Source organism: Teichococcus rhizosphaerae (assembly GCF_002631185.1).
Classification (GTDB): Bacteria; Pseudomonadota; Alphaproteobacteria; order Acetobacterales; family Acetobacteraceae; genus Pseudoroseomonas; species Pseudoroseomonas rhizosphaerae.
Genome location: NZ_PDNU01000006.1, coordinates 1 through 15,370, shown reverse-complemented (window position 1 = coordinate 15,370; position 15,370 = coordinate 1). Strand labels below are relative to the sequence as shown.

17 protein-coding genes are annotated in these 15,370 nt (G+C 73.8%); 6 read left to right on the top strand and 11 right to left on the bottom strand.

Going from position 1 to position 15,370, the window contains the following annotated elements:
- Nucleotides 1-170 precede the first annotated feature (170 nt).
- From CR162_RS05645 to CR162_RS05630, 4 genes are read right to left on the bottom strand one after another with little or no spacing between them, the layout of a single operon-like run.
- On the bottom strand, nt 171-929 hold the full coding sequence (locus CR162_RS05645) for a lysophospholipid acyltransferase family protein (RefSeq protein WP_176559742.1): 759 nt from the start codon (nt 927-929) through the stop codon (nt 171-173).
- On the bottom strand, nt 926-1,528 hold the full coding sequence (locus CR162_RS05640; RefSeq protein WP_245870143.1) for a YdcF family protein: 603 nt from the start codon (nt 1,526-1,528) through the stop codon (nt 926-928). Before CR162_RS05640 ends, CR162_RS05645 begins: the two co-directional genes overlap by 4 nt.
- Nucleotides 1,525-2,388 carry a cell division protein FtsX gene (locus CR162_RS05635; protein ID WP_099094567.1) on the bottom strand — a complete coding sequence of 288 codons (864 nt, stop codon included), beginning with the start codon at nt 2,386-2,388 and terminating at the stop codon, nt 1,525-1,527. Before CR162_RS05635 ends, CR162_RS05640 begins: the two co-directional genes overlap by 4 nt.
- Nucleotides 2,381-3,055, bottom strand: coding sequence for a cell division ATP-binding protein FtsE (locus CR162_RS05630; RefSeq protein ID WP_099094566.1), 675 nt, complete (start codon nt 3,053-3,055; stop codon nt 2,381-2,383). Before CR162_RS05630 ends, CR162_RS05635 begins: the two co-directional genes overlap by 8 nt.
- 110 nt (nt 3,056-3,165) lie before the next feature.
- Between CR162_RS05630 and CR162_RS05625 the strand changes: the two genes are divergently transcribed.
- Nucleotides 3,166-3,495 carry a zinc-ribbon domain-containing protein gene (locus CR162_RS05625; protein WP_176559741.1) on the top strand — a complete coding sequence of 110 codons (330 nt, stop codon included), beginning with the start codon at nt 3,166-3,168 and terminating at the stop codon, nt 3,493-3,495.
- A gap of 122 nt (nt 3,496-3,617) precedes the next feature.
- Here the strand turns inward: CR162_RS05625 and CR162_RS22600 are convergent, their stop codons facing one another.
- From CR162_RS22600 to CR162_RS05595, 7 genes are all read right to left on the bottom strand, one after another.
- Complete coding sequence (locus CR162_RS22600; RefSeq protein WP_099094564.1) at nt 3,618-5,597, bottom strand: glycoside hydrolase family 5 protein; 1,980 nt, start codon at nt 5,595-5,597, stop codon at nt 3,618-3,620.
- 137 nt (nt 5,598-5,734) lie between these two features.
- Nucleotides 5,735-6,838: a glycoside hydrolase family 26 protein gene (locus CR162_RS05615; protein ID WP_176559740.1), complete on the bottom strand. Its 1,104-nt coding sequence runs from the start codon at nt 6,836-6,838 to the stop codon at nt 5,735-5,737.
- Nucleotides 6,839-6,887: 49 nt separating this feature from the next.
- Nucleotides 6,888-7,106: a hypothetical protein gene (locus CR162_RS21920; RefSeq protein ID WP_141563079.1), complete on the bottom strand. Its 219-nt coding sequence runs from the start codon at nt 7,104-7,106 to the stop codon at nt 6,888-6,890.
- Between the two features lie 57 nt (nt 7,107-7,163).
- Nucleotides 7,164-7,469 (bottom strand): AzlD family protein, encoded by a 306-nt coding sequence (locus CR162_RS05610; RefSeq protein ID WP_176559739.1) that lies wholly within the window; start codon nt 7,467-7,469, stop codon nt 7,164-7,166.
- Complete coding sequence (locus CR162_RS05605) at nt 7,466-8,266, bottom strand: AzlC family ABC transporter permease (RefSeq protein ID WP_245870142.1); 801 nt, start codon at nt 8,264-8,266, stop codon at nt 7,466-7,468. Before CR162_RS05605 ends, CR162_RS05610 begins: the two co-directional genes overlap by 4 nt.
- Nucleotides 8,259-8,864, bottom strand: coding sequence for a RecX family transcriptional regulator (locus CR162_RS05600; RefSeq protein WP_099094562.1), 606 nt, complete (start codon nt 8,862-8,864; stop codon nt 8,259-8,261). The genes CR162_RS05605 and CR162_RS05600 overlap by 8 nt, the downstream gene beginning before the upstream one ends.
- Nucleotides 8,865-9,128: 264 nt before the next feature.
- Nucleotides 9,129-9,557, bottom strand: coding sequence for a hypothetical protein (locus CR162_RS05595; protein ID WP_099094561.1), 429 nt, complete (start codon nt 9,555-9,557; stop codon nt 9,129-9,131).
- A 247-nt stretch (nt 9,558-9,804) separates the two neighbouring features.
- Between CR162_RS05595 and CR162_RS05590 the strand changes: the two genes are divergently transcribed.
- The 5 genes from CR162_RS05590 to CR162_RS05570 all read left to right on the top strand — a co-directional run bounded on the left by CR162_RS05590 (nt 9,805) and on the right by CR162_RS05570 (nt 15,355).
- Nucleotides 9,805-11,007 carry an aspartate aminotransferase family protein gene (locus tag CR162_RS05590; protein WP_176559738.1) on the top strand — a complete coding sequence of 401 codons (1,203 nt, stop codon included), beginning with the start codon at nt 9,805-9,807 and terminating at the stop codon, nt 11,005-11,007.
- 44 nt (nt 11,008-11,051) lie between these two features.
- Complete coding sequence (argF, locus tag CR162_RS05585) at nt 11,052-12,014, top strand: ornithine carbamoyltransferase (protein WP_099094680.1); 963 nt, start codon at nt 11,052-11,054, stop codon at nt 12,012-12,014.
- Nucleotides 12,015-12,386: 372 nt separating this feature from the next.
- Nucleotides 12,387-13,577, top strand: coding sequence for a 5-demethoxyubiquinol-8 5-hydroxylase UbiM (ubiM, locus tag CR162_RS05580; protein ID WP_099094679.1), 1,191 nt, complete (start codon nt 12,387-12,389; stop codon nt 13,575-13,577).
- Nucleotides 13,578-13,680: 103 nt separating this feature from the next.
- On the top strand, nt 13,681-14,643 hold the full coding sequence (hslO, locus tag CR162_RS05575) for an Hsp33 family molecular chaperone HslO (protein WP_099094560.1): 963 nt from the start codon (nt 13,681-13,683) through the stop codon (nt 14,641-14,643).
- Nucleotides 14,644-14,728: 85 nt separating this feature from the next.
- Nucleotides 14,729-15,355: a hypothetical protein gene (locus tag CR162_RS05570; RefSeq protein ID WP_099094559.1), complete on the top strand. Its 627-nt coding sequence runs from the start codon at nt 14,729-14,731 to the stop codon at nt 15,353-15,355.
- The last annotated feature ends 15 nt before the right edge of the window (nt 15,356-15,370 follow it).

Here is a 15,370-nt window from a genome sequence, read left to right as displayed (position 1 = left end):
TCCCGCGCCAGCCTCCCGCTGCCCGAAATGCAAAACGAGCAATTTCAATGGTTTGATTGTATTTTCGGCTGCGGCGGAACGGTCAAGAGGGGGTGATGAAAAGGGAAAAACAAGCTTTGGCAGCGGCTTGCCCGGCGTGGCTGAAACACTTTCGAAATCATCTGTGACCCTTATCCCACAGATTTATCCACAAGCGGCGGAGACAGCGAGGGGCCGCCCGCGGCCACCACCAGCCGGTCCGTCTCGCCCTCGATCGCCGTCTCCAGCGCCGCCACCAGCCGGGCGCGCGGCAGGCCGGGCGGCAGCGCCGGCATGACGGCCACCGTGATCGGCCCCGGCAGCTTGCGGGACATGGCGCCACGCCCCCAGCGCAGCCCGCTGTCGGTCGCCACCGGCACCACGGGCGCGCCGCTGGCGGCGGCCAGCGCCACCACCCCCGGCTGGTAGGGGATGCGCTGCCCGGGCATGGTGCGCGTGCCCTCGGGGAAGATGACGATCTGGTGCCCCTCGGCCAGCACGGCGCCGGCCTCGCGCACCATGCGCTTCAGCGCCGTGGCGCCGCCCTTGCGGTCCACCGCGACCGAGCCGTAATGCCGCGCCAGCCGGCCCCAGGCGGGGATCTTCAGCAGCTCCTGCTTCAGCACATAGACCGGGTCCGGCAGCAGGGCGAGCCAGACCACCGTGTCGTAGGCCGACTGGTGCTTGGCCGCGACCACCACTGGCCCCTCGGGCATGTGCTCCCACCCCGTCACGCGCAGCCCGATGCCGCAGACGACGCGCAGCAGCCACAGGATCAGCCTCGCCCAGCCCTGCACGTAGCGCCGCAGGATGCGGCGCGGAAAGGGCAGCAGCATCAGGCCCAGCACGCAGGTCAGGGCGGTGACGCTGAAGAACAGCGCGTTGAACAGGGCCGAACGCAGGGCGGTCACGAGGGCGGGTTCTCCGGTTTCAGGACGGACAGGCCGAACATCGCCCCGATCAGCTTGCCGTATTCCCGCAGCAGCAGCCCGAGCCGGGGGCCGTTGGCCTGCACCGGATGGGACACCAGCCTGGCCTCGGGCAGGGTCCGGCGCAGCTCCAGCAGGGCGCGGGGCATATGGAAGGCGGCGGTGACGACGCGCAGCGAGCCGATCTGCCGCGCCCGCGCCCATTCCGCAACCTCCAGCCCGTTGCCGCGCGTGCTGGTGGCGGCGCGGCCCAGCGTCACGCGGTCGGAAAGCGGCGCCGGGTCCAGCCCGGCGCGCTGGGCCAGCTCCTCCAGCGTGGCGTCCCGGCCGACGCCGGAGATGATCAGCCAGCGCGCGCGCCCCGAGGCCAGCAGGTGCAGCCCGGCATCGACGCGCTGCGGCCCGCCGGTGAGCACGGCGATGCCGTCCGTATAGGCCAGCGGCGCTTCCGGCCGGGCGCGGCTCTGCCCGGCGAACAGGGCGAGCCCCCCCAGCAGCAGCAGCGCCGGGATGGCGGGCAGCAGCCACAGCCGGCTGGGGCGGCGCGCGCCCTTCCGGCTGCCATCGGGCAGCCTTGTCACGGCAGGCGCTTCAGCCAGCGGCGGACGCTGAACTGCGCCGTGGCCCAGCCGATCGCGCCTGCCACCGGCGGCAGCAGCAGCAGGTCCAGCCAGGGCAGGGCCGACCAGGGCTGCACCACGCCGCCCGAGAGCGGCGCGGCGAGGCTCGCCATGGCGCCCAGCGTCGGCACCGCCAGCGCCGCGCCGGCCAGCGCGCCGCCCGCCGCCAGCAGCCCGATGCGGCGGGCGAAGCGGCCGGCGATGTCGCCCTGCGTGGCGCCGAGGTCGTGCAGGATCTCGATGGCCTGGCGGCGGGAGGCGAGGCCGGCGCGGGTGGCCACCGCCACCACCGCCACGGCGACGCCCACCACCAGCGCCAGCACCGCCAGCGCCACGCCCTGCACGCTGCGGGCCAGGGCGGCGAGCCGCGCGACCCAGATGCCGTGCGCCTCCAGCTCCGCCCCCGGCACCGCCTCGGCGAGCTGGCGGCCGATCGGCGCGGGGTCGATGGAGAGGTTCTCCAGCCGCAGCTCCAGCACGGAGGGCAGCGGCAGCGCCGGCACCTCGCCCAGCCAGGGGCGCAGCAGCTCGCGCATCCGGGCCGAATCGACCGCCTCGGCGGCGGCCACGCCGGGCATGGCGCGCAGCAGGGAAAGGGCGTCGTCCATGCGGGCGGCCTGCTCGGGCGGCAGCTGCACCGTCACGGCGGCGGCGGCGCCCTGCTGCCAGCGGTCCTTCAGCGCCGCGGCGCCGCGGCTGCCGGCCAGCGCCAGCGCCGCCAGCAGCGCCATGGCGGCGACCAGGCCGGGCAGCAGCCGGTCGGAAAGCGCGCGCTTCAGCCCCAGCGGGTCTCGCGCGTAGCGGGTGCGGCGCTCAGCCATGATGGACCACCCTTCCATCCTCCAGCAGCAGGGCCTGGGCGGGGAACTGCTCCACCAGGTCCTCGCTGTGGGTGGCCACCACCACGGTGGTGCCCAGCCGGTTCATCTGCGCCAGCAGCGCCAGCAGGCGGCGCGCCTGGTGCGAATCGAGGTTGCCGGTGGGCTCGTCGGCCACCAGCAGGGCGGGGCGCGTCACCACCGCGCGGGCGATGGCGATGCGCTGCTGCTCGCCGCCCGAGAGCTGCTGCGGCAGGGACAGCTCCTTGCCCTGCAGCCCGACCCAGCGCAGCATCTCCGTCACGTCCGGCCGCAGGCTGGCCTCGGAGCGGCCGGCGAGGCGCAGCGGCAGCGCCACGTTGTCGAAGGCCGAGAGATAGGGCAGCAGCCGGAAGTCCTGGAACACCACGCCGATGCGCCGGCGCAGCGCCGGCAGCGCGCCGCGCCGCGCCGCGTTGACGCGCACGCCCAGCACCTCGAGCTCCCCCCGCGTCGGCAGCAATGCCAGGTGCATCAGCCGCAGCAGCGAGGATTTGCCGGCGCCGGAGGCCCCCAGCAGCCAGGTGAAGCTGCCCTCGGGCAGCGTGAAGGTCAGGTCGGCCAGGGCCTCCGGCCCCTCCTGCCCGTCGGGGGAGGGGTAGCGCAGGCCGACCGCGGTGAAGCGCACCATGCGGCACGGAATGCCACGCCCGGCCGCGCGCCGCCACCCGCCCCGGTGAAGGAATGAGCCTGGACGAAGCAAAGGTTGCAGGGCCTGGGGCGCCCCGGCATAGCGGTGGCATGCGCCTCGAATGCCCGGCCTGCGCTGCCGCCTACGACGTTCCGGATTCGCTCCTGGCGCCGGGGCGGGCAGTGCGCTGCGTGCGCTGCGCGCAAAGCTGGGTGCCGGTGCCGCCGCGGCTGGAGGCGCCGCCGCGGCGGCTCGCGCTGCCGCCGCTGCGGCCTTCCGGGCCGCCCGCCGCGCCGGGGCTGGCGGGGGTGGCGGTGGCCTGGGCGGCCTCCCTCGCGGCGGTGGCGGCGGGGGGTGCCGCGTTGTGGCACTGGCGCGCGGAGATCGCCGCCGCCTGGCCGCCGGCGGCCCGCCTGCTGGCGTTGCTGCCGCAGGGCTGAGCGGCGGCGGCGCGGCCCGCCCGCCCCAGGCGGGACGGCGGATCAGCCCCGCGGGAGGTCAGCCCCTCGGGAGTTCAGCCTCTCGGGAGGTCAGCCTCTGGGGAGGTCAGCCTCTGGGGAGGTCAGCCGAGCGGCGCGTCGTCGCGCCCCTCGGCATGGCCGAAGGCGATGTAGTGCAGCGCCGCCGCCTGCTCGTCCGCGCCGAAGGCGTCGCGCAGGTCGGCGTAGTTGCGCAGGTATTGCGCGGCGTCGAAGGCGGTGGCGGAGCGCCCCTCGGCATGGCCATGCGCCAGCCAGTGCTGCGTGCCGGCCCGCAGGTCGGTGCCGAAGGCGCCGATCAGGTCGTCATGGCCGGCGATGTAGTGCGCGGCGCCGAAGGCGGTGGCGCGGCCCTCCGCATGGCCGAAGCGGATGTAGTGCGCGGCGGCCGCCTCGGTGTCCCGCCAGAAGGCATCCAGCAGGTCCTCATGGGCGGCGAGGTAGCTGGCGGGGTCGAAGGCGGTGGCGCGGCCCTCGGCGCGGCCGAAGCGGATGTAGTGCAGCGCGCCCGCATCCTCGCTGGCGCCGAACGCGGCCATCAGGTCGGCATGGCTGGCGATGTAGGCCAGCCCGTCGAAGGTGGTGGCGCGCCCCTCGGCCAGGCCGTGCTGCAGGCGGTGGACGGAGCCCGCCAGCGCGTCGGCGCCGAAGGCCGCGACCAGGTCGGCATGGCTGGCAACGTATTCGAGCGGCCGCTCGGAGGCGAGGCTGCGCAGGTCCACCCGCACCCCGTCGGCGAAGCGCACCATCTCGACCGCGCCGCCCGAGAGGGTGGCGCCCGTGTTCAGGTTGCGCGCCAGCAGCGCTTCGCCGTCGCGCAGCACCCGCCAGGGGGCGCTGTTCTGGTCGATCCGCAGCATGTCCAGCCCCTCGCCGCCGCTGACGAGGCCGCCCTGCAGCGGCGCCACCAGCATCCGGGTGGCGCCGAAATCGGTGCCGGCGATGAAGTCCAGGATGGCCAGCTTGCCCCGGTCGGGGGTGGTCCAGTTGTCGGTCAGGATGCCGCCCGTGTCGCCCGAATTGGGGTTCCAGGACCACCAGGCCCAGGACAGGCCGGCCGCGGGTGCGCCGGCATCGACGGTGCCGTCACCGTCATGGTCGCCGTTGAGGGTGCCGGGCCGGTTGCGGGCCGGGTCTCCGGCCAGCGCCAGCAGCCACTGCACGTCCTTGGGGTCCTGCAGCCGGCTGCCGAACTCGCCGAGCAGGATGGGCGCGATGCCCTCGCGCGAGATGTAGCCCCATTGCCTGTCGAACACCGCCGGCAGGGTGGCGGTCAGGTCGTCGCCCCCGAACCAGGGCTGGGCATAGACGGAGTTCGGGTAGTCATGCGGCGAATAGACCACCTTGTTGCCGACCGGCAGCACCACCGGCCTGGCGGCGACGCCCTGCAGGTTGCCGCCCCACCAGTAGTGGTCGCCCTCGTGCTGGCCGATGCCCTCGACCAGGATCAGCCAGTCCGGGTTCACCCCCTGGATCGCGGCGCCGGCGCGCTGGGCGGCGGCGTGCCAGTCGGTGCGCGGGTCGCCGCCGCCCCAACTGGCCTCGTTGTGCGGCTCGTTGTGCAGGTCCGCGCCGATGACGGCGGGGTTGCCCCGGTAGCGCTGGGCCAGCATCACCCAGTCGGCGATCCATTCGGATTCGGGGTGGGCGCTGTCATACCAGAGGCCGCTGCCATTGGGGCCGTCCCCCGCCGGGCCGCGATGCCGGTCCAGGATGATCCGCAGGCCGATCTCGCCCGCATAGCCGACGATCCTGTCGAGCAGCCCGAGCCCGGACAGGCCGGCGAGGTCGGGGTTGCGGGCGTAGTCGATGTCGGTGGGGGCCAGCTTGCCGTCCAGCACCTCGCTGGAGAAGGGCAGGCGGATGGCGTTGAAGCCAAGCGCCTTCATCTGGTCCATCATCTCCTGCCAGTTGCGTGCCTTCAGCCCGTCCGGCGCGCCGCGCACCGTCTCCATGCCGAACCAGTTCACCGCCGCGAGCCGCACCGGGTCGCCGGCGGCATCGACGATCTCGTTGCCGCGGGTGGAGAAGAAGCCGTCGCCCGGCTGGTGGCGTGAGAGCATGGAGGCGCTTCCGCAGAGGGAGGGAGGCCGGGCGCCCACGGAGGAAAGCCCGATCAGGCGGTTGTGCCCGATCGGGTGAGAAAAGTCTCAAAAAATGATGCCGCCTCCAGCGCCTTGGGCCGGGGCGGAGCGGTGCCTCAGAACAGCGCGCTGTCGGTGCGCCCCTCGCCATGGCCGTGCAGGATGAAGTGCCGTGCCGCGTCGGTCTCGTCCCAGCCGAAGGCGGCGCGCAGGTCGGCGTAGTTGGCGAGGTAGGTCTGGGCGTCGAAGCGGTCGGTGCTGCGGCCTTCCTCGATGCCGTAGTGGAAGTAGTGGCGCTGGCCCGCCTTGGCGTCAGGGCCGAAGGCCTCGATCAGGTCGCCATAGCCGGCGATGTATTGCAGCCCGTCCAGGCTCCAGTCCATGCCCGCATCCGAGAAGGTCTCGACATAGGCGCGGCCGGTGTTCGGCTCGCTGCCGTCGGACAGGCGGCCGGGGAAGCTGTCATCCGAGTCCCAGCGCGACTGGAACACCACGTCATGCGTGTCGAACCAGACCTTCATCGCCTTGACGAAGGGCTCGGCGTTGTTGGTCATCACGCCCCATTCGGAATAGGCGGTGGGCTTGCCGCGCGCGGCGGCGAAGTCCTGGTGCCACTGCAGCCCGTATTTCTCCTTCAGCAGCATGTCCCAGGCCTGGTAGGGGTCGCTGGTGAAGTAGAGGGTGTTCCAGTACACATCCATGCCGATGATATCGACATAGTCGTCGCCGGGATAAGCGGCGGCGGGGTCCATGCCGCCCCAGGCCTCGTTGACGTTCCACTCGAAGACGAAGCGGTCCGACACGGCGCGGAACGCGTCCACGAACTGGCGGAAGGCGCCGATATACGCCTCCTCGCGCCCGATGGCCGACCACGGGAACCAGTCCCCGTTGAACTCCCAGCCGGTGCGGACGTCGATCGGCCCGTCCGTCTGGCTGTTCTCGACCAGGATGGTGGCGAGCTCGCGGTAGCGGGCGTTGTAGGCGCCCGTCGCGGCCTCCTCCAGCGTGGCCCCGAGCGGGATCAGCGGGATCGACCATTGATGGTCGCGCGGCGTCTCGTGCCAGAGCTCGCGGGCGTTCCAGCGGGTGCTGTCGATCAGGTCCGCCCAGCTCTGGTAGCCGGACACGACATGGACATTGTCCACCTCGCGGCCGAGCCACTCCTCGAAGGCAGGCAGGTCCTGCGGCCGGTTGCCGAGATAGACACCTAGCTGGGTCATCGGGTTCTCCATGATAGGTCAAGACGAAGGAGAGGGGAGTGCCCGCTGATCAAGGCGGCCAGATGCCACGCTCCTGTTGAAACTGGCGATAAGGCAGGGCGGCCGCTGAAAAAATAGAAAGCTCCAGATTCCCTGCAAACATTTGAGTGATAACTCGAAAATGATGGAAACTTCGCGCTGATCTTGTTTTATGTTGTGCTTCTGCACGGAATGATTGCGCTTCTTCTTGAGAGGCGTGTGGAAAGCCCTCCTGATGCACGGCGTGCATGGAGTGGAGGCGGCTCATCAATCCGTGCGTTAGCGTGTGCCACGGCGGGCGGGGCCGTCAGCCTCCGGCCAGCAGGCCGTAAAGCCACACCGCCGCCACGCCCGCCAGGATGGAGGCGCTGAGATGGCCGGTGCGCCACTGCACCAGCACCACCGCCGCAGCCCCCGCCAGCCCCGCCAGGCCCGTGCGGGACAGCGCGAGCGTCACATAGGCGATGAAGATCGGCCCCGGCAGGTGGCGCAGCATCGCCTCGGCGAAGGGGGGCGGCCGCACCACGCGCAGCACCGCATAGCCGCCCGCGCGACAGAGATAGGTGACCAGCGCCATGCCCAGTATGGCGAGCAGCACGTCCTCGCGGATCATGGCCCCGGCCTCCGCGCCGCATCAGTTTGAGGGCCAGGATTGAGGCCAGGGGTGGTGCCAGGGCTGGGAGCGGTTCCGGCGCGGCCGCGCGTCTCGTTCCAGGCGGCGAGGGCCGCGCCGGACAGGGCGCCGGCCAGCAGGGGCAGGGGCTGCGGCAGGCCCAGGCCCTGCGCCGCCAGCGCCGCCAGCCCGGCCAGCGCCCAGGGCAGCAGGTCCTGCCGCGCGCCGCGCCAGATCGGCACCAGCAGCCCGACAAACGCCGCCGTGCCGCCGAAGAACAGGGCGTGCCCGGGCGGCAGGCGCACCATGCCGTTCAGCACATGCCCGGCCAGCGTGGCGGCCTGCCAGGCCAGCCACAGCGAGACGCCCATGCCCAGCAGGTAGCCCGCGTCCCGCCCGCCGCCGCGCTGCTCTGCGATGCTCATGGCGAAGGAGTGGTCCACCAGCGTGGCCAGCGTGCCCCAGAGCCGCCAGCCGCACAGCCGGTCCAGCCAGAAGCCGAGGGCGGCCCCCATCGGCGCCAGGCGGATGTTCACCACCAGCGCGGCGAAGACGACGGCCAGGATGGGCACGGGCTCCGCCCACAGCTCCAGCGCCAGGAGCTGGGCCGCGCCGGCATAGACGATCGCCGACATCAGCAGCGTCTCGGCCAGGGAAAGCCCCTTGCCGGCGGAGATGACCCCCACCACCAGGCCGAAGGGCAGCATGCCGAGATAGAGCGGCAGGGCCCCGCGCGCCCCGCGCCAGACGCCGGCGCGGGTGAACACCACCGGGCGGGAGGGCGGCGGCTCAGCCACGGCGGGAGGCCAGCAGCCGCTCCTCCGCCTCCCCGGGCGGCAGGTCGAGCGCGCGTTCCGCCACCTCGCGCGGGAAGCCGGCGCGGGCCAGGGCGGCCATCGCCTTCAGCCGCGCCGCCGCGTCGGGCGGGGTGGCGGCGAAGGGGCCGGCGCGGCGGCGGCGCAGATGGCCCAGCGCGGCGGCCAGCTCGTCGGCCGCCGCCTCCGCCAGCGCGGCCTCGGCGGCGGAGGCCGCCACGCCCTTGGCGGCCAGATGCGCGGCGATGGCGCGGCGGGAGCGGCCGCCCTGTTGCAGGCGCCGGGCGCGCGCGGCGGCAAAGGCGGCATCGTCCACCGCGCCGGCCTGCGCCAGCCGGTGCGCTACCTCCAGCGCGGCGGCGCGGCCTGCCGCGGCGATGCGGGCAATGGCGGCGCCATCCTGGCCCTCCGCCTCGGCACGCTGCGCCCAGCGGGCGACGCGCCGCTGCAGCACGCGCGCCAGCCCCGCCTCGGTGGCGGCGAAGCGCGCCAGGTGCCGCAGGGCCGCCTCGCGCAGCACGGCCGCATCGGGCGGGCGGCCCGCCTGCGGCCGTGGCCGCCTGTCCTCCCGTTTGTCCATGGCGCCAAACTGCCATGAAGCGGCCAGACTGCCCATAGCGCCGCTGCCCATGGCGCCCCTGCTCATGGTGCCGCTACCCCTGGCGCCGCTTCCCTGGGCGGGGCCAGGACAATGGGCCGGCCGCCGGTGGCGGGCGTGACGGGAGGGCATGAAAAAGCCCGGCCTGGCTGGTGCCGGACCGGGCGGAAGGGCGGGGCGCCGCCCCTCTCCGCGAGGCTGCCCCCGGGAGAGGATGGCGTGCCCCTGCGCGGCGGCGCGCCGGGCTCAGTTGCTGCTGTTGCCGCGGATCGGCGGCGGCACGGGGGAGCTGCCCGGGGCCGTGGTGCGGGAGCTCGGCGCGTTGGCGCCCGCGGGGCCGGTGGTGGTGGGGGTGGAAGGGCTGCCGGCGCGGGTGTTGGGCGTGGGCTCGCCGGACTGCGCGCGGGGCGGCACGGGCGTGGCGCCGGGGGCGCTGCCGGCGCTGCTCGGCGCGTTGGCGCCCGCGGGGCCGGTGGTGGTGGGGGTGGAAGGGCTGCCGGCGCGGGTGTTGGGCGTGGGCTCGCCGGACTGCGCGCGGGGCGGCACGGGCGTGGCGCCGGGGGCGCTGCCGGCGCTGCTCGGCGCGTTGGCGCCGCTCTGGGCCAGCGCGGCGCCACCCATGCCGGAAAGGCCGATCAGGGCGGCGGCGGTCAGGGCGATCATCGGGTTGCGCATCGTGTCGGATCCTCCAGGGGGGAGACGGGTCGCGCCCGGCAGGGCGCTGGCCCGGAGGTAACCGGCCTGGCGGGGCAAAGTTGCGACGGCCGAGTTTGCGCGGCCTTCCGCCGCGGCCCCGCCGGCCGCCTGCCGGTCCTTTCCGGACCTTTGACCGCGCCGGCGGTTTGCGGCACTCTCGCCGTTTCCGCGGTCGGGCACGCGAAGGGTTTGCGTGCGCCGCGGATGCAGCCGGAGACGTATCCGCGTGATCCCCGCCCTGATGCCGACCTACAACCGTGCCGACCTCGCCTTCGAGCGGGGCGAGGGCGCCTGGCTGTGGACGGCGGAGGGGCGACGATTCCTGGATTTCGGCAGCGGCATCGCCACCACCAGCATCGGCCACGGCCACCCGCATCTGGTGCGGACCATCGCCGAGCAGGCGGCGAAGGTGATGCACGTCTCCAACCTCTACCGCGTGCCGCAGGCCGAGCGGCTGGCCGCGCGCCATGTCGAGGCGTCCTTCGCCGACAGCGTCTTCTTCTGCAACTCGGGCGCCGAGGCGAATGAGGGGATGATCAAGGCCGTCCGCAAGTATCACGCGGAGAACGGCCATCCCGAGAAGTTCCACCTGATCTGCTTCGAGGGCGCCTTTCACGGCCGCACCCTGGCCACGCTGTCCGCCACCGGCAACGAGAAGTACCTCGCCGGCTTCGGCCCGCCGGTGCAGGGCTTCGACCACGTGCCCTTCGGCAACATGAACGCGGTGCGCGGCGCCATCGGGCCGCAGACCGCCGGCATCATGATCGAGCCGATCCAGGGGGAGGGCGGCGTGCGCCCGGCCGATCTCCGCTTCCTCCAGGAGCTCCGCGCCGTGTGCGACGAGTTCGGCCTGCTGCTGGCGCTGGACGAGGTGCAGACCGGCATGGGCCGCTCCGGCAGGCTCTGGGCGCACCAGTGGGCGGGCATCGAGCCGGACGTGATGTCCTCGGCCAAGGGCATCGGCGGCGGCTTCCCGCTGGGTGCCATCCTGGCCAAGGAGAAGGTGGCCAGGCACCTCAAGCCCGGCACCCACGGCACCACCTATGGCGGCAACCCGCTGGCCTGCGCCGCCGGCAACGCCGTGCTGGACGTGGTGCTGGCCCCCGGCTTCCTGGAGCAGGTGGACCGCGTGGCGCGCCATCTCTGGAAGGGCATGGGCGAGCTCGCGGCGCGCCACCCGGCGGTTGCCAGCGGCGTGCGCGGCGCCGGCCTGCTGGTCGGGCTGCAACTGACGCCGGAGGTGATCAACAGCGACATGCAGGCCGCCGCCGTGGAGGAGGGCCTGCTGACGGTGGCCGCCGGGCAGAACGTGCTGCGCGTGGCGCCGCCGCTGATCGTCACCGAGGCGGAGGTGGACGCGGCGCTGGAGATGCTGGACCGCGCGGCGCGCCGCATGGCCCCGGCCAGCGCCAAGGCCATGGCCAAGTGAGCACCGTGTCGGACGCGGTGCCGGACGCGGTGCCGGACGCGGTGCTGGGCGCGGCGCCGCGGCGCGCGGCGGAGCGAGGAGGGGCGGCACGGGGCCGCCCTCGCCACTTCCTGGAGCTGTCGGACTTCGACGGCGCCACGCTGCGCGGCATGCTGGACCTCGCCGCCCGCGCCAAGGCGGGGCAGGTGCCGGACAGGCCGCTGGCCGGCAAGACGGTGGCGCTGATCTTCGAGAAGCCCTCCACCCGCACCCGCGTCTCCTTCGAGGTGGGCATCCACCAGCTCGGCGGCCACGCCATCGTGCTGTCCTCGAAGGACATGCAGCTCGGCCGCGGCGAGACGCCGGCGGACACGGCGCGAGTGCTGTCCCGCTACGTGGACGCCATCATGCTGCGCACCGACAGCGTGGCGAAGCTGCGCGAGCTGGCGCAGCACGCCACCGTGCCGGTGATCAACGGCCTGACCGACGTGTCGCACCCCTGTCAGCTGATGGCCGACATCCTCACCTTCGAGGAGCATCGCGGCCCGATCGCCGGCAAGGTCGTGGCCTGGACGGGCGACGGCAACAACGTGGCGCAGAGCTTCATCCAGGCCGCGGCGCGCTTCGACTTCACGCTGCGCCTGGCCACCCCGCCCGAGCTGGCGCCGCCCGCCCAGCTGGTGGACTGGGCCCGGCGCGAGGGTGCCCGGGTGGAGCTGACGGCCGACCCGGAGGCGGCGGTGCGCGGCGCGCACTGCGTCGTCACGGACACCTGGGTCAGCATGTCGGACGAGAAGGAGGGCGGCCCCACCGCCCGCCACAACAGCCTCGCGCCCTACCAGCTCAACGAGGCGCTGCTGGCCCACGCGGCGCCGGATGCGGTGGTGATGCACTGCCTGCCCGCGCATCGCGGCGAGGAGATCACCGAGGGGGTGATCGACGGCCCGCAATCGGTGGTGTTCGACGAGGCGGAGAACCGGCTGCACGCGCAGAAGGGCGTGCTGCTCTGGGCGCTGGCGGGGCTCTGACAGGGGTTTTTGTCAGGGCTCGGGCTGGGGGAGCCGTGGCGCGCGGCTGAGGCCGGGCGCCGGAGCTTGCCCGCGCGTTCCGGCCAGCCTTCCCTGGCCCACCGCCCCCGGCCCCGCATGCCGCGCCCAGGCGGAGGCGCCCAGGCGAGGCCCTTGGGCGGCGGCGCCCGGGCGCGGTGCCGTTCCGGCACGCCGGCGGCTTGGCCGAACCGCGGCGCCACCCCACCTGAGCAAGGGCGCCGCCCGGATGGCGGCGCCGGCAAGGGCCGGGCATGAGCATGGCCAGGCATGGCCAGACACGAACCGCGCCGCGGCGGGCGTTCCGTTTCCGGCGGCGAGACGCAGAGGATGGACCCGGGGATGGATGGGGCGATGCGCTTTGACGTGGTCATCGTGGGGGGCGGCCCGGTGGGGCTGGCCTTCGCCACCTCGCTGTCCGGCCTGGGCCTGGCCATCGGCGTGGTCGAGCGGCAGGACGGGGCGGCGCTGGAGAACGCCGCTTTCGACGGGCGCGAGATCGCGCTCACCTACCATTCGCAGGACATCCTGAAGCGCCTCGGCGCCTGGGCGCACATCCCGGCGGACAGCGTCTCGCCGCTGCGCGAGGCGCGGGTGCTCAATGGCGGCTCCGGCTATGCGCTGCGCTTCGACACGCGCGGCCGGCCGGAGGCGGAGCTGGGCCGGCTGGTCTCCAACCACGCCATCCGCCGCGCCCTCCACCGGGTGGCGCGCGCCTGCCCGGACGTGACGCTGCTGGCCGGCCAGGGCGTGGCGGCCATGGGCACCGACGTGGACGGCGCCTGGCTGCGGCTGGAGGATGGCCGGGAATTGCGCGCCGGCCTGCTGGCGGGGGCGGACAGCCGCTTCTCCGGCGTGCGCCGGGCGCTCGGCATCGGCGCCGAGACGCGGGATTTCGGCAAGCGCATGATGGTGGCGCGGGTGCGCCACGAGGCGCCGCACCACGCCGTCGCCACCGAATGGTTCGACTACGGCCAGACCATGGCCATGCTGCCGCTGAACGGCAACTGCTCCTCCGTGGTGCTGACCCTGCCGCCCGAGGAGATGGCGCGGCTGGAGGCGATGCCGGAGGCGGAGTTCGGCCCCGAGATCGCCCGCCGCTACCGCCAGCGCCTCGGCGCCATGGAGCTGGTCAGCACCCGGCATGTCTATCCGCTGGTGGCGGTCTATGCCGAGCGCTTCGCCACCACGCGCGCCGTGCTGCTGGGGGACGCGGCGGTGGGCATGCACCCCGTCACGGCGCATGGCTTCAACTTCGGCCTGCGCGGCCAGGACACGCTGGCGGGCGAGATCCGCGCCGCCCGCGCGGCGGGGCGGGACTTCGCGGCGCCCGACGTGCTGCGCCGCTACGCCCATGCGCACCGGCGCGCCACCCGGCCGCTGTTTCTGGCCACCAACGCCACGGCGGTGCTCTACGGGCAGGAAACGCTGCCCGCCCGGCTGCTGCGCGGCGCCGCGCTGCGGCTCGGCAACCACCTGCGCCCGGTGCGGCAGCTCGTCGTGTCGCAGCTGATGGAGAACCGGGTGGAGCGCGGCGCGGCCTGAGCCCCCCCCCGCGTGGCCCGCATGGCACCGATGGCTTTGCCCTGTCGCAGAGCGGGGCGGAGTTCCCTATTTATGCGTTTTGGAAATTTCAGGCCCCTGCCGCGTGACCGATCCCACACAGCCTTCCGCCACCCCCGACTTCCTGAACCATGACCGCCCCCCCGTGCCGGACCTGACGGTGCCGCGCGGGGTGCAGCCCTTCCACCTGCAGGAGAAGCCGGTGCGCGGCCGCCTCGTGCGGCTCGGCCCGCTGGCCGACGTGCTGCTGACCCGCCACGACAACCCGCCCGCCGTGGCCGCGCTGATGGGGCAGGCCCTGGCGCTGACCGCCGGCCTCGCCGCCGCGCTGAAGTTCGAGGGCAGCTTCAGCCTGCAGGCCAAGGGCAACGGCCCCGTCGGCATGCTGCTGGCCGATTGCACCGATGCCGGCGCGCTGCGCGGCTATGCGCGGGCCGAGCCGGACGCCCTGCCGGGAGGCACCCCCGCCGCGGGCGCGCTGCTCGGCCAGGGCTACCTCGCCTTCACGGTGGACCAGGGGCCGGAGATGGAGCGCTACCAGGGCATCGTCGCCATCGAGGGCGAAAGCCTGGCGGAGATGACGGGGCACTACTTCGCCACCTCGGAGCAGCTTTCCAGCCGCGTCTGGCTGGCGGCCGGCCACACCCCCACCGGCTGGCGCGCCGCGGCGCTGATCCTGGAGCGGGTGGCGGGCGAGGGCGGCCTCGGCCCGGACATGGACAACGCCGCCCAGGACGACGCCTGGGAAACCGCGCTCGCGCTCGCCTCCACCATCACCGAGGCGGAGATGCTGGACGACGCCCTCTCCTCCGACCGGCTGCTGCACCGCCTGTTCCACGCCGAGGGGCTGATGCTGGACCGGCCGCGCCCGCTTTCCTATGGCTGCCGCTGCTCGCGCGCGCGGCTGGCCTCGGTGCTGGCCGGCTTCGGCGCCGACGACCTGGACCACATGGCCGAGAACGGCGACATCACCATGACCTGCGAGTTCTGCAATGTCGGCTTCCGCTTCGCGCGGGACGAGGTGCAGCCCGCCGGCGGTCCGGCCTGACGGCGCCCGCCACGGGCGGGGGGAATCACGGGAGCGCCCTTCCCTGCGCGGAAGGGAGGCCTGAACTGGGGGAGAACAGGGGATCATGATGTCCATCACACGCCGCGGGCTCGCGCTGTCGCTGCCGGTGCTGGCGGCGGCCTGCGCGGGCGGCGATGCCCAGCCGGCCCTGCAGCCGCCGCCCTCCTATGGCCACCTGACGCCGCTGCGGCTGAACGTGCTGAACATCGAGGTGCTGGAGCCCGGCCCCGGACCCGGCATCCGCGTCGATCCGCCGGCGCCGCTCTCGCCCGTGGTGCAGGCGGTGCAGATGGGGCGCGAGCGGCTGGTGCCGGTGGGCACCACCGGGCGCGGCCGCTTCCTGGTGGAGACGGCGCAACTGGCGCGGGAGGTGGCCGATGCGGGCGGCCTGTTCACCCAGCGCACCGAGCGCCTGTCGCTCGCCATCCGCGTGCGGGTGGAGGTGCTGGCCGATGACGGGCGGCGCGTGGCCTTCGCCGAGGCCGAGGTGCGCCGCACCGCCACCGTGATCGACGAGGGCCCGGCCAGCCGCGCCCGTGCCGCCGACCAGATCGTGCGCCAGGGCATGGACGACCTGAACGTGGAGTTCGAGTTCCAGCTCCGCCGCAACCTGCGCGACTGGCTGATGTCGGCCACCCCCGCCGCGCCACTGCCCGGCCCCGTGCAGCAGGAAAGCCTGACCCGCCCCTGAAGGGAGGGGCTTCCT

What these genes read in the sequence shown, in the direction of transcription:
- CR162_RS05635 (WP_099094567.1), bottom strand. Translation starts at nt 2,388, where the DNA reads ATGGCTGAGCGCCGCACCCGCTACGCGCGAGACCCGCTGGGGCTGAAG.
- CR162_RS05630 (WP_099094566.1), bottom strand. Translation starts at nt 3,055, where the DNA reads ATGGTGCGCTTCACCGCGGTCGGCCTGCGCTACCCCTCCCCCGACGGG.
- CR162_RS05625 (WP_176559741.1), top strand. Translation starts at nt 3,166, where the DNA reads ATGCGCCTCGAATGCCCGGCCTGCGCTGCCGCCTACGACGTTCCGGAT.
- CR162_RS22600 (WP_099094564.1), bottom strand. Translation starts at nt 5,597, where the DNA reads ATGCTCTCACGCCACCAGCCGGGCGACGGCTTCTTCTCCACCCGCGGC.
- CR162_RS05615 (WP_176559740.1), bottom strand. Translation starts at nt 6,838, where the DNA reads ATGACCCAGCTAGGTGTCTATCTCGGCAACCGGCCGCAGGACCTGCCT.
- CR162_RS21920 (WP_141563079.1), bottom strand. Translation starts at nt 7,106, where the DNA reads ATGCACGCCGTGCATCAGGAGGGCTTTCCACACGCCTCTCAAGAAGAA.
- CR162_RS05610 (WP_176559739.1), bottom strand. Translation starts at nt 7,469, where the DNA reads ATGATCCGCGAGGACGTGCTGCTCGCCATACTGGGCATGGCGCTGGTC.
- CR162_RS05600 (WP_099094562.1), bottom strand. Translation starts at nt 8,864, where the DNA reads ATGGACAAACGGGAGGACAGGCGGCCACGGCCGCAGGCGGGCCGCCCG.
- CR162_RS05595 (WP_099094561.1), bottom strand. Translation starts at nt 9,557, where the DNA reads ATGCGCAACCCGATGATCGCCCTGACCGCCGCCGCCCTGATCGGCCTT.
- ubiM (WP_099094679.1), top strand. Translation starts at nt 12,387, where the DNA reads ATGCGCTTTGACGTGGTCATCGTGGGGGGCGGCCCGGTGGGGCTGGCC.
- CR162_RS05570 (WP_099094559.1), top strand. Translation starts at nt 14,729, where the DNA reads ATGATGTCCATCACACGCCGCGGGCTCGCGCTGTCGCTGCCGGTGCTG.